Origin of the sequence: Streptomyces sp. NPDC005566 (assembly GCF_040605575.1) — a bacterium.
Taxonomy (GTDB): domain Bacteria; phylum Actinomycetota; class Actinomycetes; order Streptomycetales; family Streptomycetaceae; genus Streptomyces.
The window spans coordinates 29,508-52,290 of record NZ_JBEXDB010000024.1; the positions used below are offsets into that span (position 1 = coordinate 29,508).

At 69.9% G+C, this 22,783-nt stretch carries 23 protein-coding genes; 11 read left to right on the plus strand and 12 right to left on the minus strand.

What is annotated here, in order from left to right; genetic code table 11:
- Positions 1-159 precede the first annotated feature (159 nt).
- From afsQ1 to ABZS61_RS30460, 5 genes are all read left to right on the plus strand, one after another.
- On the plus strand, positions 160-837 hold the full coding sequence (gene afsQ1 / locus ABZS61_RS30440; RefSeq protein WP_198959609.1) for a two-component system response regulator AfsQ1: 678 nt from the start codon (positions 160-162) through the stop codon (positions 835-837).
- Positions 834-2,366 (plus strand): HAMP domain-containing sensor histidine kinase, encoded by a 1,533-nt coding sequence (locus tag ABZS61_RS30445; RefSeq protein WP_356428242.1) that lies wholly within the window; start codon positions 834-836, stop codon positions 2,364-2,366. The genes afsQ1 and ABZS61_RS30445 overlap by 4 nt, the downstream gene beginning before the upstream one ends.
- A complete protein-coding gene (locus ABZS61_RS30450; RefSeq protein ID WP_356428245.1) occupies positions 2,363-3,016 on the plus strand; it encodes a hypothetical protein in 654 nt (217 codons plus the stop codon). Before ABZS61_RS30445 ends, ABZS61_RS30450 begins: the two co-directional genes overlap by 4 nt.
- Positions 3,017-3,111: 95 nt before the next feature.
- Entirely contained in the window at positions 3,112-3,684 is a 573-nt protein-coding gene (locus tag ABZS61_RS30455; protein ID WP_356428444.1) for a VanZ family protein, read from the plus strand.
- A gap of 91 nt (positions 3,685-3,775) precedes the next feature.
- Positions 3,776-3,979 carry a PspC domain-containing protein gene (locus tag ABZS61_RS30460; protein WP_356428248.1) on the plus strand — a complete coding sequence of 68 codons (204 nt, stop codon included), beginning with the start codon at positions 3,776-3,778 and terminating at the stop codon, positions 3,977-3,979.
- Positions 3,980-4,069: 90 nt separating this feature from the next.
- Here the strand turns inward: ABZS61_RS30460 and ABZS61_RS30465 are convergent, their stop codons facing one another.
- Complete coding sequence (locus ABZS61_RS30465) at positions 4,070-4,378, minus strand: hypothetical protein (RefSeq protein WP_356428251.1); 309 nt, start codon at positions 4,376-4,378, stop codon at positions 4,070-4,072.
- A 134-nt stretch (positions 4,379-4,512) separates the two neighbouring features.
- Complete coding sequence (locus tag ABZS61_RS30470; RefSeq protein ID WP_356428254.1) at positions 4,513-5,667, minus strand: adenosine deaminase; 1,155 nt, start codon at positions 5,665-5,667, stop codon at positions 4,513-4,515.
- Between the two features lie 114 nt (positions 5,668-5,781).
- Here ABZS61_RS30470 and ABZS61_RS30475 point away from each other — a divergent pair, with 114 nt between their 5' ends.
- Complete coding sequence (locus tag ABZS61_RS30475) at positions 5,782-6,540, plus strand: alpha/beta hydrolase (RefSeq protein ID WP_356428257.1); 759 nt, start codon at positions 5,782-5,784, stop codon at positions 6,538-6,540.
- A gap of 27 nt (positions 6,541-6,567) precedes the next feature.
- Here ABZS61_RS30475 and ABZS61_RS30480 read toward each other — a convergent pair whose 3' ends face one another.
- A complete protein-coding gene (locus ABZS61_RS30480; protein WP_356428260.1) occupies positions 6,568-7,521 on the minus strand; it encodes a LysR family transcriptional regulator in 954 nt (317 codons plus the stop codon).
- Between the two features lie 62 nt (positions 7,522-7,583).
- Here ABZS61_RS30480 and ABZS61_RS30485 point away from each other — a divergent pair, with 62 nt between their 5' ends.
- From ABZS61_RS30485 to ABZS61_RS30500, 4 genes are all read left to right on the plus strand, one after another.
- Complete coding sequence (locus ABZS61_RS30485) at positions 7,584-8,894, plus strand: MFS transporter (protein WP_356428263.1); 1,311 nt, start codon at positions 7,584-7,586, stop codon at positions 8,892-8,894.
- 86 nt (positions 8,895-8,980) lie between these two features.
- Positions 8,981-9,700, plus strand: a complete 720-nt coding sequence (locus ABZS61_RS30490; RefSeq protein WP_356428266.1) for a L,D-transpeptidase — start codon at positions 8,981-8,983, stop codon at positions 9,698-9,700.
- A gap of 96 nt (positions 9,701-9,796) precedes the next feature.
- Positions 9,797-10,792 carry a sigma-70 family RNA polymerase sigma factor gene (locus ABZS61_RS30495; RefSeq protein ID WP_356428268.1) on the plus strand — a complete coding sequence of 332 codons (996 nt, stop codon included), beginning with the start codon at positions 9,797-9,799 and terminating at the stop codon, positions 10,790-10,792.
- Positions 10,789-11,079: a hypothetical protein gene (locus ABZS61_RS30500; protein WP_356428271.1), complete on the plus strand. Its 291-nt coding sequence runs from the start codon at positions 10,789-10,791 to the stop codon at positions 11,077-11,079. Before ABZS61_RS30495 ends, ABZS61_RS30500 begins: the two co-directional genes overlap by 4 nt.
- 24 nt (positions 11,080-11,103) lie before the next feature.
- Here ABZS61_RS30500 and ABZS61_RS30505 read toward each other — a convergent pair whose 3' ends face one another.
- The 9 genes from ABZS61_RS30505 to ABZS61_RS30545 form a co-directional block, all read right to left on the minus strand.
- Positions 11,104-11,481 (minus strand): STAS domain-containing protein, encoded by a 378-nt coding sequence (locus ABZS61_RS30505; RefSeq protein ID WP_356428274.1) that lies wholly within the window; start codon positions 11,479-11,481, stop codon positions 11,104-11,106.
- A 22-nt stretch (positions 11,482-11,503) separates the two neighbouring features.
- The gene (locus ABZS61_RS30510) at positions 11,504-12,094 is read right to left on the minus strand and encodes a Uma2 family endonuclease (protein ID WP_356428277.1); all 591 of its coding nucleotides are present in this window, start codon (positions 12,092-12,094) and stop codon (positions 11,504-11,506) included.
- 98 nt (positions 12,095-12,192) lie between these two features.
- The gene (locus tag ABZS61_RS30515; protein WP_356428280.1) at positions 12,193-13,470 is read right to left on the minus strand and encodes a thymidine phosphorylase; all 1,278 of its coding nucleotides are present in this window, start codon (positions 13,468-13,470) and stop codon (positions 12,193-12,195) included.
- A 141-nt stretch (positions 13,471-13,611) separates the two neighbouring features.
- Positions 13,612-14,028 (minus strand): cytidine deaminase, encoded by a 417-nt coding sequence (locus ABZS61_RS30520; protein WP_356428284.1) that lies wholly within the window; start codon positions 14,026-14,028, stop codon positions 13,612-13,614.
- On the minus strand, positions 14,025-15,287 hold the full coding sequence (locus tag ABZS61_RS30525) for an ABC transporter permease (protein WP_356428287.1): 1,263 nt from the start codon (positions 15,285-15,287) through the stop codon (positions 14,025-14,027). Before ABZS61_RS30525 ends, ABZS61_RS30520 begins: the two co-directional genes overlap by 4 nt.
- Positions 15,284-16,402 carry an ABC transporter permease gene (locus ABZS61_RS30530; RefSeq protein WP_356428290.1) on the minus strand — a complete coding sequence of 373 codons (1,119 nt, stop codon included), beginning with the start codon at positions 16,400-16,402 and terminating at the stop codon, positions 15,284-15,286. The genes ABZS61_RS30525 and ABZS61_RS30530 overlap by 4 nt, the downstream gene beginning before the upstream one ends.
- Positions 16,399-17,985, minus strand: a complete 1,587-nt coding sequence (locus tag ABZS61_RS30535; protein ID WP_356428447.1) for an ABC transporter ATP-binding protein — start codon at positions 17,983-17,985, stop codon at positions 16,399-16,401. Before ABZS61_RS30535 ends, ABZS61_RS30530 begins: the two co-directional genes overlap by 4 nt.
- Before the next feature lie 186 nt (positions 17,986-18,171).
- Positions 18,172-19,230 (minus strand): BMP family ABC transporter substrate-binding protein, encoded by a 1,059-nt coding sequence (locus ABZS61_RS30540; protein ID WP_356428293.1) that lies wholly within the window; start codon positions 19,228-19,230, stop codon positions 18,172-18,174.
- Positions 19,231-19,368: 138 nt separating this feature from the next.
- Positions 19,369-20,616 carry an amidohydrolase gene (locus ABZS61_RS30545; protein WP_356428450.1) on the minus strand — a complete coding sequence of 416 codons (1,248 nt, stop codon included), beginning with the start codon at positions 20,614-20,616 and terminating at the stop codon, positions 19,369-19,371.
- 628 nt (positions 20,617-21,244) lie between these two features.
- On the opposite strand from ABZS61_RS30545, the gene ABZS61_RS30550 reads away from it, so the two are divergent.
- Entirely contained in the window at positions 21,245-22,756 is a 1,512-nt protein-coding gene (locus ABZS61_RS30550) for a N,N-dimethylformamidase beta subunit family domain-containing protein (RefSeq protein WP_356428296.1), read from the plus strand.
- Positions 22,757-22,783: the final 27 nt, after the last annotated feature.

Consider the following 22,783-nt stretch of genomic DNA (forward strand, 5'->3'; position numbering starts at 1 on the left):
GAGCTTGCCGGGGCAGTTTCATGGCGCTGTCCCCCGACTGTCACAGGCCTGTCACAGGGCATGTTGACCGCGTCCCGGGGGCGCGGGAGTGCATGGGGAGACAGATCCAGTAGGGGGGTTTGTCGAACTGTGGCACCACCATGGGCCAGAATGACCTCCGTGCCTTTCCTGTTGCTGATCGAGGACGACGACGCCATCCGCACGGCCCTCGAACTCTCGTTGTCACGCCAGGGCCACCGTGTGGCCACCGCGGCGACGGGAGAGGACGGCCTGGACCTGCTCAGGGAGCAGCGACCGGACCTGGTCGTGCTGGACGTGATGCTGCCCGGGATCGACGGTTTCGAGGTCTGCCGGCGCATCCGGCGGACCGACCAGCTGCCGATCATTCTGCTGACCGCGCGCAGCGACGACATCGACGTCGTGGTGGGACTGGAGTCCGGCGCGGACGACTACGTGGTGAAACCCGTACAGGGCCGGGTGCTCGACGCCCGTATCCGTGCGGTGCTGCGGCGTGGCGAACGGGAGTCCACCGACTCGGCGACCTTCGGGAGCGTCGTCATCGACCGCTCGGCGATGACCGTCACCAAGAACGGGGAGGACCTGCAGCTCACGCCGACCGAGCTGCGGCTCCTGCTGGAACTGAGCCGCAGGCCGGGTCAGGCCCTGTCCCGGCAGCAGTTGCTGCGGCTGGTGTGGGAGCACGACTACCTCGGTGACTCGCGGCTCGTGGACGCCTGTGTGCAGCGGCTGCGCGCGAAGGTGGAGGACGTGCCGTCCTCGCCGACCCTGATCCGGACCGTGCGCGGCGTGGGCTACCGGCTGGACTCGCCTCAGTGAGCGATTCCGCGAAGCGCTCCATACTCGCGGGCCTTCGCTGGACCAGCCTGCGGCTGCGGCTCGTTGTCGTGTTCGCGCTGGTGGCACTGACGGCCGCGGTGTCCGCGTCGGGCATCGCGTACTGGCTCAACCGCGAGGCCGTCCTGACGCGTACGCAGGACACGGCGCTCGGCGACTTCCGGCGGCAGATGCAGAACCGGGCGGCCTCCCTGCCGCTGCAGCCGACGGGCAGCGATCTGCAGGACGCCGCCGGCCAGATGGCGAACAGCGGCCCCGGCTACCACGTGCTGCTGGTCGATTCCCACGACGGCAAGCCGATCGTCGGGTCCTCCGACATCGACGCCTTCACCAAGCTCGACGTACCCGCGTCGCTGCAGCGCCAGGTGAACAAGAAGCAGCCGATGACGTCGAGCAACACCCACGAGTACCACCTGTTCTGGCAGCGTACGAGCATCGGCGGCACGCCGTACCTGGTGGCCGGCACGAAGATCATCGGCGGTGGCCCCGCCGGCTACATGCTGAAGTCGCTGGACCAGGAGCGCCAGGACCTCAACTCGCTGGCATGGTCCCTGGGCATCGCCACCGCGCTGGCCCTCGTCGGCTCGGCGCTCCTCGCCCAGGGCGCGGCAACGACCGTGCTGCGCCCCGTCCAACGACTCGGGGACGCGGCCCGCAAGCTCGGCGAGGGGAAGCTCGACACCCGTCTCGTGGTCTCCGGAACCGATGAACTGGCCGATCTCTCCCGCACGTTCAACAGGACGGCGAGCTCCCTGGAGAAGAAGGTCGCAGACATGACCGCGCGGGAGGAGTCGAGCCGCCGGTTCGTCGCCGACATGTCGCACGAGCTGCGGACCCCGCTGACCGCGATCACCGCGGTCGCCGAGGTGCTGGAGGACGAGGCCGACAGCCTCGATCCGATGATCGCGCCCGCCGTGCACCTGGTGGTGAGCGAGACCCGGCGGCTGAACGACCTGGTGGAGAACCTCATGGAGGTCACCCGCTTCGACGCGGGTACCGCCCGGCTCGTCCTGGACACGGTCGACGTGGCCGACATGGTCACCGCCTGCATCGACGCCCGCGCCTGGCTGGACGCGGTCGACCTCGACGCGGAGCGGGGCATGATGGTGCTGCTCGATCCGCGCCGGCTCGACGTGATCCTGGCGAACCTGATCGGCAACGCGCTCAAGCACGGCGGTTCGCCGGTACGCGTGGCCGTGCGGGCCGACGAGGACGAGCTGGTCATCGAGGTACGGGACCACGGTCCGGGTATTCCCGAGGACGTCCTGCCCCATGTGTTCGACCGCTTCTACAAGGCGAGCGCCTCCCGGCCGCGTTCCGAGGGCAGCGGTCTGGGTCTGTCGATCGCGATGGAGAACGCGCACATCCACGGCGGTGACATCACAGCCTCGAATTCGCCGGACGGCGACGGCGCGGTGTTCGTGCTCCGGCTGCCGCGCGACGCGGAGCGGCTGGCCGGTGCCCCCGGGGGCGACGACCCGGACCGGAACGAGAAGGGCAGCGCGAAGTGATACGCAGCGACCGCGCGTACGACGCGCCCCGCACGGCATCCTCCAGGAGGGGCCACGGCAGGGCCGCCGCCGCGCTCGCGGCCGTCATGGTGTGTGCGGCGCTGGCTGCCGGGTGCGGCATCAGGAGCACCACGGTGCCGGTCGACGCGGGGGCCGCGCCGTCCCGGATGCCGTGCCGTACGTCGGCGTCGGCGGCGACCGAGCAGCCGCTGGAGAGCATCCCGGTCCACGTCTACCTGGTCTGTGCCTCGCAGCTGGTGACGGTGGAGCGCACGGTGGAGGTCGACGAGTCCGGCGCCGCCCGGGTCCGCATGGCCCAGTCGCTGCTCGGGGAGCTCCAGCAGGTACCGACCGCCGAGGAGCGGCGCGCCGGCTTCTCCACGGACGTGCCGACGGATCTGCGGGTCACCGAGGCGCGCAAGGGCGACCCGGAGGGCACGCTGCGCCTCAGCGAGCAGCCCGACGACCTGCCCGCGCAGGCGCTCGCGCAGGTGGTGTGCTCGTACGCGGAGAGCGAGTCGCTCAGCTCCGGGGGGTCGGTGCTCCTCGGCGGGCCGGGGAACTACACCCCACGGGGCTACCTGTGCACGACGGAGACCAAGAGCCGCCCGGGGAACGTACCGACGCTGGGTGCGGTCGAGCTGCCCTGAGGGCCGTATCCGGGCACGGTTCCGCTCCCCGTGCCACTCGTCACAGATCCTTCCTGCGACCGGGCGGAACCGATCCTGCCGGTCGTGGCGTCTTGGTGCACGTGCGTCACAGTTCGGACGGCAGCGCCGTCATCCGCTTCCGCGCGGCGGGGGTCCTCCTCCTCGTCGTGCATCTGCTGTTCGTCGGCTGGCTGACGCTGCGCCCGCTGGACGTGCCCTGGGTGATGGCCGCGAATCTGCAGCCGTTCGCCGGAATCAGGGCGGACCTGGCGTTCGGCCCCGTCGAGGCGGCGCGCCGGATCGGTGAGGGGCTGCTGCTGCTCGCTCCGCTGGGCGTGCTGCTGCCGATGGCGGGGGGACGGCTGCTGGTCTCCCCGTGGGCCTCGCTGGCCCGGACCGTCGCGGCCGGGGCACTGATCTCCATGGCCATCGAACTGGGCCAGACCGGGGTTCCGGGGCAGGTCGTCGATGTCGACTCGATGCTGCTGAACACCGCAGGTGTCGCGATCGCCCATCTGCTCGTCGTTCCGGTGTCCCGGGCGTGGCTGCGCCGCGGGAACAGGGCCGGCGCCGGGGATCTGGCCCGTCTCAGGGGCGAGGCCCGCTTCATGAGCGAGGCGCCTCAGGGGTCGACCCCGACGATTTCCAGGGTCGGTATCGCCCCGTAGAGCGACGCTTTGCACCCCTTCGCGGAGCCACTATGGAGGTACCGGGAGCGCGACGGAGCCGCCCCCGCAACGGTTCGCGAAGGAGCTCACCATGGCCGCACTTGTCCGCCCCGTTGAAGGACGCATGATCGGTGGAGTGTGCGCGGCGCTGGCACGGCGCTTCGGCACCTCCGCACGGACGATGCGGATCATCTTCCTGGTCTCGTGCCTGCTTCCCGGCCCCCAGTTCCTGATCTACCTGGCGCTGTGGCTGCTGCTGCCGTCGGAGAAGACCTCGTCCGCGACGGCCTGGTGACCGGAGGGACCACGGGGGCAGGGAACACGGAAACGCCGATGGGGCGCACACCCGGACCGGGTGCGCGCCCCATTCGTGCGTGCGGGGTGATCAGCCGCCGATCGGCAGGGCACCGAGCGGCAGGGCACCCGTCACTCCGCCCGCGGGGAGCCCGCCGAGCAGGTTGGTGCCCGGCGCCGAGACCTCGCTGCCGCCGCCCTGCTGGTTGAGGAGGCCGCTTGCCGCCTCCTGCACGGCAGGCAGCGCGTCAGTCACGGAGTCGAGCGCGACACCGGCCGGAAGCGCGCCGGCCGCGGCGTCGACGGGCAGGGCGACCGCGGAGGCGCTTCCCGCACCGGCGGCGGCGAAAGCGGCACCGAGAGCGGCGACACCGAGGGTCCTGACAGCAGACTGCTTCATGTGAAATTCATCCTTGGGGAAGGGGATGTGAGCGGCTCTGCAACGTAGTCATCCCTCCACCCTTCCCGCAAACATGCCAGGACACGGAAAACGGCCGGGATCCGAGGATCCCGGCCGTTTTCCTTTCGACTTCCTCAGCCTGCCACCGACGAAGAACTGCTGGTCGTAGCCGTCTGACGGAAAAGCCACTCGGACTTCAGCTCCGCGTATCCGGGCTTGACGACGTCGTTGATCATCGCCAGACGTTCATCGAAAGGAATGAAAGCTGATTTCATCGCATTGACTGTGAACCACTGCATGTCGTCGAGCGTGTATCCGAATGTCTCGGTCAGCCGCTCGAATTCCTGGCTCATGCTGGTCCCGCTCATCAGCCGGTTGTCCGTATTCACCGTGGCGCGGAAATGCAGCTTCCGCAGCAGCCCGATGGGGTGCTCCGCGTACGAGGGCGCGGCGCCGGTCTGGAGGTTGGAGGTCGGGCAGAGCTCCAGCGGGATCCGCTTGTCCCGCACGTAGGAGGCGAGGCGGCCCAGCGTCACGCTGCCGTCCTCGGCGATCTCGATGTCGTCGATGATGCGGACACCGTGGCCGAGCCGGTCGGCGCCGCACCACTGGAGGGCCTGCCAGATCGACGGCAGCCCGAAGGCCTCGCCCGCGTGGATGGTGAAGTGGTTGTTCTCGCGCTTGAGGTACTCGAACGCGTCGAGGTGGCGGGTGGGCGGGAAGCCCGCCTCGGCACCCGCGATGTCGAAGCCGACGACACCCAGGTCGCGGTAACGGTTGGCGAGTTCGGCGATCTCCAGGGCGCGGGCGGCGTGCCGCATGGCGGTCAGCAGAGCGCCGATACGGATGCGGTGGCCGTTCGCACGGGCCCGGCGCTCGCCCTCCCGGAAGCCCTCGTTGACCGCCTCGACGACCTCTTCGAGGGTCAGGCCCGCGGTGAGGTGCTGCTCGGGCGCGTACCGCACCTCGGCGTAGACGACGCCGTCCTCGGCGAGGTCCTCGGCGCACTCGGCAGCCACCCGGAACAGGGCGTCGCGGGTCTGCATGACGGCGCAGGTGTGGGCGAACGTCTCCAGGTAGCGCTCCAGCGAACCGGAGTCCGCCGCCTCGCGGAACCAGATGCCGAGTTTGTCGGGTTCCGTCTCGGGCAGCGCGTCGTAGCCTTGCTCGAGCGCCAGTTCGACGATGGTGCCGGGGCGCAGGCCACCGTCGAGGTGGTCGTGCAGAAGCACCTTGGGCGCGCGGCGGATCTGGTCGGGTCCGGGGACGTTCAGGGTCTGGCTCGTCATTCGGGCACTCTAGCGCCTACGCGCGTAGAGCGCGTGTAGGGCGCCGACTGCCGATGCGTAACAGTGACCGGGATGCCGGGTGGAATACACCTGCCCTTCTGACACTGTTCTGTCATGGCACAGCGCGCACTTCCCCTGCCTGCTGCGAGGCTGGGACGGGCCGTCCACTCGGCCGGAGCACCGACCGAGGTCAGCGGCGTGGTCCTGCTGCTCCCGGACGGCGAGACACACTCACAACGCCGCCCCTCCACCTTTTCGTACGCGATACAGCTGCCGTTCGCCCGGATGCTGGCGCGGGCCGGCAAGGGCGACGGTCTCGCCGTGCACGTGGTGCACTACCGCCGGCGCGGGTGGAACGCCGACGGCGACCCGGTACCGGACGCGGAATGGGCCGCCGACGAGGCCGTTCGCCGCTACGGCGACATCCCGGTCTGCCTGGTCGGGCACGGCATGGGAGGCCGGGCGGCCCTGCGGGCGGGCGGGCACCCTGCCGTCACCTCCGTACTGGCGATGGCTCCCCGGCTGCCCGGCCCCGAGGCACCGGAGCCCGAGCCGGTGAAGCACCTGGCGGGGCGGCGGGTGCTGATCGTGCACGGCACGAACGACCTGCGGACGGATCCTGAGCTCTCCTACCGGCTGGCGGAGCGGACCAAGAAGGCCAACCGGGACACCTGCCGTTTCGAGGTCCACTCGGACGGTCACGCCCTGCGGCAGCACCGTTCCGAAGTGGTGGCGCTGGCCGCGGACTTCATCCACGGTTCACTGTTCGCCGGGTCGTACGCGCGGCCGGTCGCCGACGCGTTCGCCGCGCCGCCTCCGCTGGGGCTGCGGATGCCGTTGGCGGCGGGGTTCGGGCAGTCGCTGCGCTACTGAGCGGCGTGCGGCGGCAGGTGCCGCGCATCAGTCCGGGAGCAGGTTCCCCCTGCGCGACAGCAGGAAGTGTTTGAAGGCGGCCACCGGTGGCGTGTCCGGGTGGCCGTCCAGCCATGCGACTCCGATCTCACGGGCCGCGCGCGGGGCCGTGACCGTCAGTTCGACGACGCCCGGCCTGGCCACCGCGGGCGGGGGGAGCAGGGCCACCCCCAGCCCGGCCGCGACCAGGCCGCGCAGCGTCTCGGCCTCCTCCCCCTCGAACGCGACGCGTGGCGTGAAGCCGGCTTCAGCACAGAGGTCGTCGGTGATCCGCCGCAGGCCGTAACCGGGTTCGAGGGTGACGAACGTTTCGTCGGCGGCCTCGGCCAGCCGGATGCGGCGGCGGCCCGCCAGCCGGTGGTCGTCGGGTACGACCAGCCGCAGCCGCTGCTCGTCCAGGCGGCGGGTCACGAGATCCGGGGCGTCGGGTACGGGTGAGGTGAGGCAGAGGTCGAGGTCGCCCGCACGCAGGCGCTCGATCATCGCCTCGCCGTAGTTCTGGACGAGCTGGAAGCGGACCCGGGGGTGGTCGGCCCGGAAGGCGCGGATCAGGGCGGGCACGGTCTCGGAGCCCATCGTGTGCAGGAAGCCGAAGGCGACCTTGCCCGCCGTCGGGTCGGCGTCCGCCCGTACCGAGTCGGCGGCCTTCTCCACTTCGGCCAGCGCGCGTTCGGCCGAGCCGAGGAAGGTACGGCCCGCCGGGGTGAGCGAGACGGTGCGGCCGCGTCGGGCGAACAGGGCGACGCCCAGGTCCTGTTCGAGCCTCACCATGGCCCGCGACAGCGTCGACTGCGGGACGCCGAGCTCGTGCGCGGCACGGGTGACGTGCTCGTGGCGGGCCACCGCCTCGAAGTACGCAAGGCGAGGCGCGAGCACGGAGCGAATGTCTTCTTCGTAACCGCTCGGTGACAGCCGAGCCTGTGATCTGCGTTGATGCACCATGGGAACGATTATGGCGAGTTCATGCATTGGACGCATGAAACGCCGAGCCCTATGTTCGGGGTATGCCTCCTGCCAGTACCGGGGCGTCCACCATCGCGCTGGGCGCCTCTGCTCCGTCCTTGCCCGTCGCCGCCGTCCCCACCCCGGACCCGGACCGCCTCGAGCCGGGCCGTCCCGGCTACCGCCGGATGAGCTTCGCGCTGTTCGCCGCCGGGATCGCCACCTTCGCACTCCTCTACTCCACCCAGGCGCTGCTGCCCGCCGTCTCCGCCTCCTTCGGCGCCACGGCCGGCCAGGCGAGCTGGACGGTCTCCGCGGCGACCGGCGCGCTGGCCCTGTGCGTCCTGCCGCTGAGCGCCCTCTCGGAGCGCTTCGGGCGGCGCCAGATGATGACGGCGTCGCTGACGGTCGCGGTACTGGTCGGGCTGCTCGTCCCGTTCGCCCCGTCGCTCGGCTGGCTGATCGCGCTGCGCGCGATCCAGGGTGCGGCGCTGGCCGGACTGCCCGCCTCCGCGATGGCGTACCTGGCCGAGGAGGTGCGGCCCAAGGCACTGGTGGCCGCGATCGGCCTGTTCGTGGCGGGCAACAGCATCGGCGGCATGAGCGGCCGGATCCTCGCCGGATGGGTCGCCCAGCTGTGGGGCTGGCGCGCCGCGCTCGGCGCGATCGGGCTGCTCGCCCTCACCTGCGCGGTCGTCTTCCACTTCATGATCCCGAAGGCCCGTCACTTCACCCCCGGTTCGCTGAACCCGAGGGCCCTGGCCAAGACGGTCGGCGGACACCTCTCCGACCCGCTCCTGCGCCGGCTGTACGCGATCGGCGCCCTGTTCATGACGGTGTTCGGCGCGGTCTACACCGTGATCGGCTACCGGCTCGTCGGGGCACCGTTCAACCTCCCGCAGGGCATCATCGGTTCGATCTTCCTGATCTACCTCGTCGGCACGCTCTCGTCCGCCGCGGCCGGCCGCCTGGTCGCCCGGCTGGGCCGCCGCGGGGCCCTCTACCTCGCCGTCTCCACGACGGCCGCGGGCCTGCTGCTCTCCCTGGCCGACGTGCTCGCCGCCGTCCTGCTGGGCCTGATCCTGATCACGGCCGGCTTCTTCGCCGGGCACGCGGTCGCCTCGTCCTCGGTGAGCCGTACGGCGACGACGGGCCGCGCCCAGGCCTCGGCGCTGTACCAGTCCGCCTACTACCTGGGCTCCAGCGCGGGCGGCACGCTCGGCGCCATCGCCTTCCACACCGGGGGCTGGGCGGGCACGGTCGTCCTGGGTCTCCTCGCGGTCCTCGGCGTGGTCTCGATCACGCTCTACGGGACACGGGCCGCACGGGCGGAGCGCCGCCCGGCCGTGCCGTCGGCAGCAATGCAGAACTGAGACCTGCGCACGCACAACCACCGTTCCCCCACGCGCGTCCAACAGGGACAGACACAGCGCGGTCGCGCGAAGGGGAGCAGGCGTACATGACAATCTCGGGGAAGATACGCACCGGCGCGGTGACACGGCGCGGGGTCGCGCTGTCCGTCGCCGGTCTGGTGGCCGCACCGGCCATCGTCCTGGGCACCGGGACCTCCGCCCAGGCGGCCTCCTGCACGGCGGCCAAGGGGCCGTACCAGATACAGGTGGAGAGGAACCTCCGGCTGCCCGCCGACGGCCGGCAGTCGACGGCCGACTGCAACGCGATCCGTGCGTACCAGGTGGCGAAGGGCATCACCCCGGCCATCGGATACGCCGGGCCGGTCACCTGGCGCACGATGAAGACGATCGCCGCCCAGAAGGCGGCCGGGAAGAACCCCAACGCCGCGAAGAACTGCCCCACCAACAAGGGGCGCATCGCGTGCGTGGACCTGACCCGGCAGCTGACCTGGATCCAGGACGGCAGCAAGCTGAAGTTCGGTCCGGTACCGGTGCGGACGGGCCGCAACGGCGCGGAGACGCGGACCGGCGCACGGAAGATCTACTGGCGCAGCATCAACCACTGGTCGACGCTCTACGACGTCCGGATGCCGTACGCGCAGTTCTTCGACGGCGGCCAGGCGTTCCACTCGGTCACCAAGTCCATGTACAACAACCCCGGCTCGGCGGGCTGCGTCAACATGCGCCCGGCGGACGCGAAGTCATACTGGAACCTGCTGAAGAACGGCGACGACGTCTTCGTGTACGGACGCAAGCCCGGCACCTGAGCAGCGGTTTCTGCGCTTCCCGCCCGATTGTCAGTGGCCTGCGGTAGCTTCCACAGTGCTGAGTGAGCGGTGTCACAGCGCAACTGGGGTGAAGCAATGAGTGATCTGACAGCCACGGCCGGAGCGAGTGTCGACAGCCGTCTGGAGGAACACCGGACCGAGCTGACGGGCTACTGCTACCGGATGCTCGGTTCGGCCTTCGAGGCGGAGGACGCGGTCCAGGACACGCTCGTGCGTGCCTGGCGCAACTTCGACAAGTTCGAAGGACGTTCCTCGCTGCGCTCGTGGCTGTACCGGATCGCGACGAACGTCTGCCTGGACATGCTGAACGCGGGCAACAAGCGGGCGCGGCCGGTCGATCTGACCGGCCCGACGCCGCTGGCACAGGCGGCGCTCAATCCGCTCCCGGAGAACACCTGGCTCGAGCCGATGCCGGACGGCCGCATCCTGCCGTCGGTGGCCGACCCGGCCGAGGCCGCCGTGGCCCGTGAATCGGTGCGCCTCGCCTTCGTCGCCGCGCTGCAGCACCTGCCGCCCAAGCAGCGCGCCGTGCTGATCCTGCGCGAGGTCCTCGCGTGGAAGGCGAGCGAGGTCGCCGAGCTCCTCGACACCTCGGTCGCCTCGGTCAACAGCGCCCTGCAGAGGGCACGGGCGACGCTGGCGGACACGGACCGCTCGGCCCCGGACACCGCGAACCCGCTGGACGACGAGCAGCGCAAACTCCTCGACCGGTACGTGGCGGCCTTCGAGGGGTACGACATGGCGGCGCTGACCGCGCTGCTCCACGAGGACGCCGTGATGACCATGCCGCCGTTCGACCTCTGGCTGCAGGGGCACGACGACATCACGGGCTTCATGCTCAGCATCGGCGCGAGCTGCGCGGGCTCCCGGCTGGTGGCGACCGAGGCCAACGGGTCCCCGGCCTTCGCGCACTACAAGCCGAATCCCGACGGCCCGGGCTTCGTACCGTGGGCGGTGCAGGTCATCGACATCTCGGAGGGTGCCATCACCGGGATGCACTGCTTCCTGGACACACCGCGCTGGTTCCCGCTGTTCGGTCTCCCCGACCACCTGGAGGCAGACGCCTCGTGAGGTTGCGCGGACCGCTGGTGATCGGCTGGGCCCTCCTCGCGGCGGGCGGCTGGGCGGCGACGATGTGGCTGGGCGAGCCCACGGCCACCGCCGGGCCGGGCCCCTCCCCCGCCCCGAGCTCGGCCGGCGCCGAGCCGGGACCGCAGCCCGAAGGCCCGTGCTCGACGTCAGGAGCGAGGCCCGGCGCCACACCGTCGCCGGACCCCACCGAGTGGCTGCGGAGCGTCGAGCAGGAGGACGGGCGGGTGGTCCAGCAGCTCTGCGACTACGCCGTGGCCGTCCGCTGACCGAGGGACACAGAGCGGGCCGGTTCAGACCGGGTCCCGCTCCTGGCCCCGCGACGGGCCCGCGTCACCCAGCCCCACCACATCGGTGAGCCCCACGAGGTCGAGCAGCGCCCGGAGTTCGCGCGGGACGTTGCGCAGCCGCAGCTCGACGCCTCCGGCCCGGCGCGCGACGAGCCCCAGCCGGGCCAGCGCCTCGACCAGGGCGAGGTCCGGGCGCAGGACCCCGCCCACATCGCAGTCCACCGCGGCGGGCGGACCCGCGTCCTCGCGGCCGCGCAACAGCGCCTCCAGCTCGGCGCAGAGTCCCGGCACATCGGCCCTGGTGATGCGGCCGGTGAGGACGAGAACGTTCGGGGTCATGGCATCCACACCACAGAGACCGGCGTGACGCCCGAAACTCATCGCTCCGGCCGGGCCGTGTGTATCAGCTCACCGGGAACGTTCCCGTGTCCAGGTCCAGTCCGAACGGCTTGGGCAGCGACAGCGTCTCGCCGTACTCGACCGCTTCCAGGACCCGGTAGGTGCCGTCGCTCGGCTCCCCGTACAAGGTGGCGGTCGGGCGGCCCGTGTGCCACGGGTCGAGGAGCAGGAACAGCTCGATGCCGGCCTTGGCGTACCCGTGCGCCTTGCCGATGCGGTCGTGGTTGGCGTTGGCCGGTAAGGTGATCTCGACGACGAGCCGGACCTCTTCCGCCGGCACGCGGTTGCCGGGCCCGGATGCCACCGCCCTCGGCAGGACGACGAGATCGGGAATGTACAGCCCGGCCCGCCCGGGCACGGAGACCCCGAGGGTCTGGTAGATCCCCCAGTCCTCCGGGATGACGGTGTACAGCCTGCGCTGCAGCAGCTCCGCAGTGGTGTTGTGGTCCTTGGACGGCGGTGGCGACACGGTGACGATCCCCTCGATGATCTCCACCTTGCAGCCCTCGGGTGCGTCCGTCTCCTCCCAGATCCGGACGAGGTCGTCCCAGTCCTGGCCGTGGCCCGGCCCGGGATCGACGGTGAGTGCGCTCATGGCGGTCTCCTCTTATCGGTGCGTCACCGGGTCCAGCATGCCGAACGGGACCGGCGGTGGTCCACCGGTCCCGTTCACCCGTAAGAGGAAAGCGCAGGTCAGGCGATACGTTCCCGCACGACCGGCGTGGCGGCGAACGGGGTGCCGGCCGGAGCGATGTCGTACGCGTCGGGCAGGGCCTTCAGCGCGTACTCGAACCTCTCGGGAGTCTCCGTGTGCAGCGTCAGCAGCGGCTGGCCCTCGGTCACCGTGTCACCGGGCTTGGCGTGCAGCTCGATGCCCGCACCCTCCTGCACCGGGTCCTCCTTGCGGGCGCGGCCCGCGCCGAGGCGCCAGGCGGCGACCCCGATGTCGTAGGCGTCCAGGCGGGTCAGTACGCCCGAGGACGGGGCCGTCACCACGTGCTGCTCGCGGGCGACGGGAAGCTCGGCGTCCGGGTCGCCGCCCTGGGCGGAGATCATGCGGCGCCACACGTCCATCGCGGAGCCGTCGGCGAGTGCCTTCTCCGGGTCGGCGTCCTTGAGTCCGGCCGCGTCGAGCATCTCGCGGGCCAGTGCGAGGGTCAGGTCGATGACGTCCTTGGGGCCGCCGCCTGCGAGGACCTCGACGGACTCGCGTACCTCCAGGGCGTTGCCCGCGGTCAGGCCGAGCGGGGTGGACATGTCGGTGAGCAACGCGACCGTCCGTACGCCGCTGTCGGTGCCCAGCGCGACCATGGTGGAGGCCAGTTCGCGGGCGTCCTCGATCGTCTTCATGAAGGCGCCGGAACCGACCTTGACGTCCAGGACGAGCGCACCCGTGCCCTCGGCGATCTTCTTGGACATGATCGAGCTGGCGATGAGCGGGATGGCCTCGACGGTGCCGGTGACATCGCGGAGCGCGTACAGCTTCTTGTCGGCGGGGGCGAGTTGGTCGCCCGCGGCGCAGATCACCGCGCCGGTGGTGTCCAGGACGTTCAGCATCTCGGCGTTGGTGAGGTGTGCCCGCCAGCCGGGGATGGACTCCAGCTTGTCGAGGGTCCCGCCGGTGTGGCCGAGGCCCCGGCCGCTGAGCTGCGGCACCGCGGCGCCGCAGGCGGCGACCAGCGGGGCGAGCGGCAGCGTGATCTTGTCGCCGACGCCGCCGGTGGAGTGCTTGTCGGTGGTGGGGCGGGAGAGCGCGTCGAAGTTCATCCGCTCGCCGGAGGCGATCATCGCGGCGGTCCAGCGGGCGATCTCGGTGCGGTTCATACCGTTCAGCAGGATCGCCATGGCCAACGCGGACATCTGCTCGTCGGCGACCTCACCGCGGGTGTACGCGTCGATGACCCAGTCGATCTGCTCGGGGCTCAGCTCGCCGCGGTCCCGCTTCGTGCGGATGACGGAGATGGCGTCCATGTCCTTGGAGTCCTTCCGGCCGGTACGTACGCAAGAGTCCCGAATGACTCTACGCGCATAGAGATTCTCGTTCACCACGCCGAGCCAGCCCGGCGATCGGGGGCGGGGCCGCCGGACGACCCCGGTGGCCCCGCCCCCGCACTACCTCAGGTGCTGCGGCCCGAACGCCTGCGGCAGCATCTCGTCGAGCGTCCGCAAGCCGTCCGGGGTCTCCAGGACGAGCTCCGGCCCTCCGAACTCGTACAGCAACTGACGGCACCGCCCGCACGGCACGAGCACCGCGCCCCTGCCGTCCACGCAGGTGAAGTGGGTCAGCCTGCCGCCGCCCGTGGCCGCCAGCTGGGAGACCAGGCCGCACTCGGCGCACAGGCCGATGCCGTACGACGCGTTCTCGACGTTGCAGCCGACGATCGTGCGGCCGTCGTCGACCAGGGCCGCGACGCCGACCGGGAAGCCCGAGTACGGGGCGTACGCCCGGGACATCGCGTCCCGGGCGGCCGTACGCAGAGCCTCCCAGTCGACCGGCGCCGCACCGCCGTCCGCGGACGGCGGTGTCACTTGCCCTCGCCCTTGCGGTACGGCACACCGTCCGCCTTCGGCGGCCGCAGCCGCTGCGCCGACAGCGCGAGCACGAGCAGCGTGGTGACGTACGGAGCGGCGTCCACGAACTGGCTCGGAACCTGGTCCGTCAGCGCGTACCAGGTGAACAGCAGCGCGGAGCAGGCCGCCGCGATCACCGCGCCCACGTACTTCTTCCGGTACAGCTGCCAGACCGCGGCGATCACCAGCAGGATCGCCAGGAGCAGCAGCATCGCGTGCACGTTCTCGGCGCCACCGCGCAGCTTGAGGCTGTCGGTGAAGCCGAAGAGCCCGGCACCGAGGGCCATTCCGCCCGGCATCCAGTTACCGAAGATCATCGCGGCGAGACCGATGTAACCGCGGCCGCCGGTCTGGCCCTCCTGGTAGATGCTCGTGGCGACAATGGCCAGGAAGGCACCACCCAGTCCGGCCAGTCCGCCGGAGATGACGACGGCGATGTACTTGTACTTGTAGACGTTCACGCCGAGGGTCTCGGCGGCCACCGGGCTCTCGCCGCAGGAGCGGAGCCGCAGACCGAACGCGGTGCGCCACAGGATCCACCACGTGGCGGGGATCAGCAGCAGGGCGACGACGGTCAGCAGGGACAGTCCGGTGACGAGCCCGCCGATGATGCCGGCGAGGTCGGAGACGAAGAACCAGTGCTGTTGCTGCAGGTCCTGCATCCAGTCCGACAGCCCCGGAACGGTGATCTTGTCGATCTCCTCGAGCCGGGGGGACTGCTTGGAGGAGCCGCCCGGCTCCTGGGCGAAGGTGAAGTTCGAGAGGTAGCGGGTGACTCCGACGGCGAGGATGTTGATCGCCACACCGGAGACGATGTGGTTCACACCGAAGGTGACGGTCATGACCGCGTGCAGCAGACCGCCGAGCGCGCCGCCGATGATGCCGAACAGCACGCCCACCCACGGGCCCCACTGGAATCCCGCCCAGGCACCGAACCAGGTGCCGAGGATCATCATGCCCTCGAGCCCGATGTTGACGACGCCGGCCCGCTCGGCCCACAGACCGCCGAGACCGGCGAGGCCGATGGGTACGGCCAGTTCGAGGGCGCCCGCGACCTGACCGACGGAGGTCACGTCCTCCGCGCCGCTGATCAGTCGGACCAGCGAGACGAGGGCGAGAGCACCGGCGATGATCAGGAGGACGACGGGCAGGGAGAGCTTGCGGCGTCCGCCACCCTTCTTGGGGGCGACGCGTGCGGCAGGTACCTGGGTGCTCACAGGGCCGCCTCCTTCTCGGTCGTGAGGGCGTTGCCGGCGGCGAGTTCCTCGCCGACCTTCTGCTGCTGACGGCGGGTCCCGTAACGCCGGACCAGTTCGTAGCTGATGACGACGGAGATCACGATCAGGCCCTGCATGATCGTGGCGATCTCCTTCTCGAACCCGAACTGGTCGAGCGACGAGGACGCCTTGTCCAGGAACGCGATCAGCAGGGCGCTGAGGGCGATGCCCACCGGGTGGTTGCGGCCGAGCAGCGCGATGGTGATGCCGGTGAAGCCGATGCCGACCGGGAAGTCGAGGCTGTACGTGTGGGTGTCACCCAGCAGCGTCGCCATTCCGGCCAGACCGGCGACCGCGCCGGAGATCAGCATCGAGGTCAGGATCATCCTCTTGGCGTCCACGCCGGACGCCTGGGCGGCACTCTCGCTGGCGCCCGTGGCCCGCAGGTCGAAGCCGAACCGGGTGCGGTTCAGGACGAACCAGTAGACGAGACCGCAGCCGGCGGCGACGAAGGTGAATCCGTAGATCTCTCCGGCCTCGGCGCCCAGGGACAGCCCCGGGAACCAGCCGGACTCCGGGATCTCTCCGGTGGTCAGGTTGTTGGAACCGGCTGCCTGGTCACCGAAGTTCTTCGGCAGGATCAGCCAGGCGATCAGCGAGGTCGCGATGGAGTTGAGCATGATCGTGGAAACGACCTCGCTCACCCCCCGCGTGGTCTTGAGGATGCCCGCGATGCCCGCCCAGAACGCGCCCACCAGCATCGCGACGACGACGATCAGGGCGATGTGGAGCGGTCCGGGAAGGCTGACGCTCGCGCCGACCAGGGCCGCCATCATCGCCGCGAGACGGTACTGGCCGTCGACGCCGATGTTGAAGAGGTTCATCCGGAAGCCGACCGCGACCGCGAGAGCGGCGAGGTAGTACGTACCGGCCTGGTTGATGATCAGTACCTGTACGTCGGAGTACGACGCCTGCTCGAACAGCAGCCGGTACAGCTCGAACGGATCACGGTTCGAGATGAGCAGGACCACGGTGGCGAGCGCGAAGGCCACGACCAGGGCGAGTACCGGCCCTGCGAAGCCCAGGATCAGCCGGTCCTTGTCGAATTTCTTCATCGGGCCTCGTCCTCCGGTGCTGCGTCGAGGTGACCGGCGGCGGCGCCGGTCATGGCCGAGCCCAGTTCCTCAGGGGTGATGGTGGCGGGGTCCGCGTCCGCGACGAGCCGTCCGCGGTACATGACACGCAGGGTGTCGGAGAGCCCGATGAGCTCGTCCAGGTCCGCCGAGATGAGCAGTACGGCGAGTCCTTCGCGGCGGGCCTCGCGGATCTGGTCCCAGATCTGGGCCTGCGCGCCGACGTCCACGCCACGGGTGGGGTGGGCGGCGATGAGGAGCTTCGGTTCGTGGCTCATCTCGCGGCCGACGATCAGCTTCTGCTGGTTGCCGCCGGAGAGGGAGCCGGCCGTGACCTCGATGCCCGGGGTGCGGACGTCGTACTCGCGCACGATCCGCTCGGTGTCCTGGCGGGCCGCCTTGGGGTCCAGCAGGAACCCGCGGCTGTTGGGCTTCTCGGTGACGTGGCCGAGGATGCGGTTCTCCCAGAGCGGTGCGTCCAGCAGGACCCCGTGCCGGTGCCGGTCCTCGGGGATGTAGCCGATGCCCGCCTCGCGCCGCTTGCGCGTGGGCACGCGGGAGATGTCGTCGTCGCCCAGGGTGATCACACCGCTGTCGGCCGCCCGCATGCCGATGAGTGCGTCGATCAGTTCGGTCTGCCCGTTGCCCTCGACGCCCGCGATGCCGAGGACCTCACCCTTGTGGATGGTGAAGCCGACATCGGACAGGACGTCACGGACGACCCCGTCCGGATCCGTCACGCTGAGGGAGAGCCCCTCGACGCGAAGCATCGGCACATCCGTCACCGTGGACTCACGGGTCTCGGGCGAGGGGAGCTCGCTGCCGACCATCAGCTCGGCGAGCTGCTTGGTGGTCGTGTGTGCGGGATCCGCGGTGCCCACCGTCGTACCGCGCCGGATCACCGTGATCTCGTCGGCGACCGAGAGGACCTCGCCGAGCTTGTGCGAGATGAAGATGACGGTGAGTCCCTCGGCCTTGAGCTCGCGGAGGTTCGCGAAGAGCGCGTCGACCTCCTGCGGCACGAGCACCGCGGTCGGCTCGTCGAGGATGAGGATGCGGGCGCCGCGGTAGAGGACCTTGAGGATCTCCACGCGCTGGCGGTCGGCGACCCCGAGGTCCTCGACGAGGGCGTCGGGCCTGACCCCCAGGCCGTACGCGTCGGAGATCTCCTTGATCTTCTTCCGTGCGGCGGAGCCGATGCCGTACAGGCTCTCGCCGCCGAGGACGACGTTCTCCAGGACGGTGAAGTTGTCGGCGAGCATGAAGTGCTGGTGCACCATGCCGATGCCGCGCGCGATGGCGTCGCCGGGGTTGCCGAACGAGACCTGCTCGCCGTCCACGGCGATGGTGCCCTCGTCCGGCTTCTGCATGCCGTAGAGGATCTTCATCAGCGTCGACTTGCCGGCGCCGTTCTCGCCGACCAGGGCGTGGACGGTGCCCTTGCGGACGGTGATGCCGATGTCGTGGTTGGCGACGACGCCGGGGAAACGCTTGGTGATGCCGTGCAGTTCTACGGCAGGGGGGCTGCTGGACGCGTTGATGACGCACTCTCCTTGGCCGGACAGGAGCGGGGGCGGAGGGGCAAAGGGGCGGGGTGAAGTTATCGCGCCTGAGGGCTGTCTACACGCGTAGCGCTGCCGAATCGTAAATCAGACGGGCGGATCTTCTTCGGGGAGTTACTCCGGAGGCCCGGAGCGGCAGTGATGCGCACGCTCCGGGCCCTCGGGAAACCAGACGAACGACCGGGGTCGTTACGGAGTGGTCTTGACGGTGATCTTGCCGTCGATGATCTCCTGCTTCGCCTTGTCCACCGCGGCGATGACCTCGGTCATCTCGGTGAAGGCAGGGTTGGACATGGCCAGGCCGACGCCGTCCTTGTCCAGGCCGTAGCGGATCTCACCGGTCTGCGGCTTGCCGTCCTGGACCGACTTGATCAGGTTGAAGACGGCAAGTTCGACGTCCTTGGTGACCGAGGTCAGGATGGACTTCTTGTAGGCGGCGAGGCCTTCCTGGCTGTACTGGTCGGAGTCGACGCCGATGTTCCACTTGCCCGCCTTGGAGACGGCCTCGATCGCACCGGAACCGGCCAGGCCGGCCGCCGAGTAGATCACGTCGGCACCCTGGTCGAGCTGGCCCTGGGCAGCGGCCTTGCCGAGGTCGGGCTTGGAGAAGCCGTCGAAGTTCGGCGGCTGCGTCAGGTACTGCGGGATGACCTTCACCGAGGGGTCGGTGTCCGCGACACCCTGGGCGTAGCCCGCCTCGAACTTCTTGATCAGCGGGGTCTCGACACCACCGATGAAGCCGACCTTCTTGGTCTTGGTGACCTTGGCGGCGGCGACACCCGCGAGGTAGGAGCCCTGCTCCTCGTTGAAGACGATGTTGGCGATGTTGTCGCCGGTGACCGACGCGTCGTCGATGATGCCGAAGGTGATCTTCGGGAACTTCGGCGCGACCTTCTTGATGGCGGGCGCGTAGGCGAAGCCGACACCGATGACGGGGTTGTTGCCGGCGCGGGCCAGCGAGGTGAGGCGCTGAACCTTGTCCGCGTCCGACTCGCCCTCGGAGGGCTCGGCCTCGGTGCCCTTGACGCCGAGTTCCTTCTCGGCCTTGGCCAGACCCGCGTAAGCGGCGTCGTTGAACGACTGGTCGCCGCGGCCACCGATGTCGTACGCGATGGCGGTCTTGTTGTCCGTGGACGACGACGCGGTGTCCGAGGAGGACGACGACGACGAGTCGCCACACGCGGTGACGCTGAGTGCGAGCGCCGCGGACATAACGCCCACGGTGGCAATCCTGGTGATCCGGCGCAAGGGAAGGCTCCTTCAAACCTGACCGAAGCGCCTCTTCCGGCGCTGGTTTCGCGGCGATCGTAACGCGCGTAGATGTCAGATAAGGACCTGTACGGAAGCCGTTATCGGATCGTCGCGAACAGAAGGTGTCCTGTCCGGTTACGAGTGGTTGCCGTCGAGCAGCGCCGAGGCGGTGAACAGCTCCACTCCAACCGTGATCGCCTCCTCGTCCACGTCGAAGTTCCCCCGGTGCAGGTCCAGACCGAGGGTGTCGCCGGGCGTACGCACTCCGAGCCTGGCCATGGCGCCCGAGACGTGCTCCAGGTACCAGGAGAAGTCCTCCCCGCCCAGGCTCTGTTCGGTGTCCTCGATCGCATACGATCCGCGGCGGGCGGTCATCGCGGCGTCCAGCAGACCGATGGATTCCGCGTCGTTCACGACGGGCGGCACACCGCGGATGTAGTTGATCACGGTCTTGGCCCGGTGCATTCCGGCCACCTCGTCGACCGCCGCGTGCACCAGATCCGGCGCCTCGCGCCAGGCCTCCAGATCGAGGCAGCGAACCGTTCCGGACAGTTCGGCGTGTTGCGGAATGACATTGGGCGCGTGCCCGGTCTCCAGCCGCCCCCACGTGAGGGCGAGCCCCGAGCGCGCGTCGACCCGTCGGGCGAGCAGCGCGGGCACGTCGATGGCGATCCTGGCCGCGGCGGTGACCAGGTCGGTGGTCAGATGCGGTCGGGCGGTGTGCCCGCCGGGCCCGTCGAGGATGACCTCCAGCCGGTCGCAGGCGGAGGTGATCGCGCCGATCCGGAGCCCGATCTTCCCCACGTCCACCTTGGGGTCGCAGTGCACGCCGATGATCCGCCGGACGCCTTCCAGCGCCCCGTCCTCGATCGCGTCGGCCGCACCGCCGGGCAGGACCTCCTCGGCCGGCTGGAAGATCAGCCGCACGGGGTTCGGCAGCAGGCCCTGCCTGTCGAGCTCGGCGAGCACGAGTCCGGCGCCGAGGACAGTGGTGGTGTGGACGTCGTGCCCGCAGGCATGCGCCCGGTCGGGCACGGTGGACCGGTAGGAGACGCCCGCCTTGGTGTCCGGGATCGGCAGCGCGTCGATGTCCGCCCGCAACGCGAGCATGCTCCGCGTGTCGCCGTCCCGCCGCCCCACGTCGCAGATGAGCCCGGTCCCGGTCGAGAGCACCCTGGGCTTCAGTCCCGCTCTTTCCAGCCGGGCCTTGATGGCCGCGGTGGTACGGAACTCCTGGTTGCCGAGCTCGGGGTGCATGTGAAGGTCACGCCGGAAGGCGATCAGCTCGGCACGCAGCTCATCGGACAGGGCGCCGGGCAGCGCGCCGGGCAGGGCGGCTCCTCCGGGCAGCTCGGCTTCGTCGTGGGACGCGCGGGACTTCAACTGGTTCACCCAGTGAAGGGTAGGCCCCCGGACCCCTCAACTGGCCACAGATCAAGAAAAGTTCAGCCGCTTAGAGGAACAAAAGTTGGCGTTGCGGCGTGTGACGGGTATTGACGGTGGGTACACTCCGCCGTTCTCCACCGCGGTGCGAGTAGCGCCCGAGCGCGAGCACACGCGGGATGGAGGCACCGGCCCGCCCGGCCATGCCCGCCTGCGGCCCGGCCCCCGACCGCCCGCGGCGGTGGAATAGAGAGCGGGCCTGATGGGCGGCCGTGCCGCGCGCGAGCCGCGTCGGCGGTCTCACCTCGACGACGTAACGACAGTCTGGACGCTTCCCTGCCCAGCGGCGCGCCGTGACCCGCGGCTGGGCACGCGCCCGAGGCCGCCGACCTCGCGTGATGGCCCGCGGCCCGAGCGGCTCGCCGCTGACCGGCGACATACGAACGAGACTCGAATGTGTGAACGAGAGCACAGCACAGGATCTCCTCATTCCGACCAGGGCGTCCATAAGATGACCGACTGCTGACAGGAAGCACACAGGAAACTCTGAGCCCACCGGTCACACCTCGAATCGACGCGATAGGCATAAGGCCTGGCGTCCGGGCCTCGGAGCATTCCTGTGTCGAAGGTGTCTCGTCGTACCGCGCTGGGCGCAATCAGTCTCGGCGCAGTCGGCTTCGCCGGCTATCAACTGCGCGGAGAAGCCGAGGCGCTCCCCACGCGCCCCGCGGCACGCACCGGCAACAACCCGATCGTGCGGGAGAACGTCGCGCAGGGCTCGGACCAGTGGCTTGTGGGCCGCGACGGCACGAAAGGCGTGTCCGACGATCTCGCCCAGATACAGGGCTACGCGTCGGCGACCTCTGTGAGCCATGGCGAGTCCATCGACTTCCACATCTCATCCCACATCGCGCAGGAATGCACGGTAACGGTCTACCGCATCGGGCACTACGGAGCCGTGGGCGCCCGGCACCTGCTGACCAGCGAGCCCGTGCGCGTGCAGCCGGGGATCACGCCGGGTCCGGATTCGGATACCGGCCTCATATCCTGCGAATGGCCGGTGTCCTGGACCCTGGAGATACCCCCGGCCTGGCTCTCCGGAGTATTTCTGGCCGTCTTCACCTCTCAGGACGGGTACCGCGGCTACACGCCGTTCGTCGTGCGCGACACCGCACGCCGCTCCGACGTCCTGATGGTCGTCCCTTTCACCACCTACCAGGCCTACAACATGTGGCCGCTCGACGGACGCAACGGCAAGAACCTGTACAAGGGCTACACCGCCGACGGGCAGTCCGGAGGGAACCCGGAGCGGGCCTACAAGGTCTCCTTCGACCGGCCCTACATGCAGAGCGGCCTGCCACGCTGGTTCGACATGGACACCAGCGCCGCCCGGTGGGCGGAGAGCTCCGGTTACGACATCACGTACGCGACCAGCGTCGACCTCCACGAGGGGCGCATCGACCCGTCCCGGTACACCGCGATCGTCTTCTCGGGGCACGACGAGTACTGGTCCGAGGAGATGCGCGACCGCGCCGAGACCGCGGTGGACGCCGGCACCCACCTCGCGTTCCTCGCTTCCAACAACATCTACTTCCACATACGTCTCGAGTCCGGTGGCGAGGGACGGCCCAACCGTGTGGTGACGTGCTACAAGGAGGCCCCGGATCCCGAGCCCGGCGCAGCGGGTCCGACTGTGCGGTGGCGGGCACTGGGCAAGAAGCACCGCAGAGCCGAGCAGGGCCTGCTAGGTGTGCAGTACAACGGAATCCTCGCGGAGCCCGCACCCCTGGTCGTCCGCGAGAGCGAGCACTGGTTCTGGTCGGGCACAGGACTCCGCGACGGTGACCGGATTCCCGACCTCGTCGCCGTGGAGGCGGACGGTTTCAGCCCGTCCATGCCCCGGCCCAAGGACACCGAGCAGACCCTGCTCTCCGCGTCTCCGTACATCGACCGCCGCGACGGTGGCCGCGCCGTCCAGAACACCAGCCTCTGCGAGAACCACCAGGGCACCCTCGTCTTCGTCGCCGGCACCTTCCACTGGCCGCTCGCACTCGCCGACTCCGAGCACCGCAACCCGCAGGTCCAGCGCGCCACCGGCAACCTCATCAACCGCATGCTGGAACCCCGCGGCAAGCGTTAGCCACCGCACTGCCGACGCACTCCATCA

What these genes read in the sequence shown, in the direction of transcription:
- ABZS61_RS30460 (WP_356428248.1), top strand. Translation starts at nt 3,776, where the DNA reads ATGGCCGCACTTGTCCGCCCCGTTGAAGGACGCATGATCGGTGGAGTG.
- ABZS61_RS30465 (WP_356428251.1), bottom strand. Translation starts at nt 4,378, where the DNA reads ATGAAGCAGTCTGCTGTCAGGACCCTCGGTGTCGCCGCTCTCGGTGCC.
- ABZS61_RS30470 (WP_356428254.1), bottom strand. Translation starts at nt 5,667, where the DNA reads ATGACGAGCCAGACCCTGAACGTCCCCGGACCCGACCAGATCCGCCGC.
- ABZS61_RS30475 (WP_356428257.1), top strand. Translation starts at nt 5,782, where the DNA reads ATGGCACAGCGCGCACTTCCCCTGCCTGCTGCGAGGCTGGGACGGGCC.
- ABZS61_RS30480 (WP_356428260.1), bottom strand. Translation starts at nt 7,521, where the DNA reads ATGGTGCATCAACGCAGATCACAGGCTCGGCTGTCACCGAGCGGTTAC.
- ABZS61_RS30485 (WP_356428263.1), top strand. Translation starts at nt 7,584, where the DNA reads ATGCCTCCTGCCAGTACCGGGGCGTCCACCATCGCGCTGGGCGCCTCT.
- ABZS61_RS30490 (WP_356428266.1), top strand. Translation starts at nt 8,981, where the DNA reads ATGACAATCTCGGGGAAGATACGCACCGGCGCGGTGACACGGCGCGGG.
- ABZS61_RS30495 (WP_356428268.1), top strand. Translation starts at nt 9,797, where the DNA reads ATGAGTGATCTGACAGCCACGGCCGGAGCGAGTGTCGACAGCCGTCTG.
- ABZS61_RS30505 (WP_356428274.1), bottom strand. Translation starts at nt 11,481, where the DNA reads ATGAGTTTCGGGCGTCACGCCGGTCTCTGTGGTGTGGATGCCATGACC.
- ABZS61_RS30510 (WP_356428277.1), bottom strand. Translation starts at nt 12,094, where the DNA reads ATGAGCGCACTCACCGTCGATCCCGGGCCGGGCCACGGCCAGGACTGG.
- ABZS61_RS30515 (WP_356428280.1), bottom strand. Translation starts at nt 13,470, where the DNA reads ATGGACGCCATCTCCGTCATCCGCACGAAGCGGGACCGCGGCGAGCTG.
- ABZS61_RS30530 (WP_356428290.1), bottom strand. Translation starts at nt 16,402, where the DNA reads ATGAAGAAATTCGACAAGGACCGGCTGATCCTGGGCTTCGCAGGGCCG.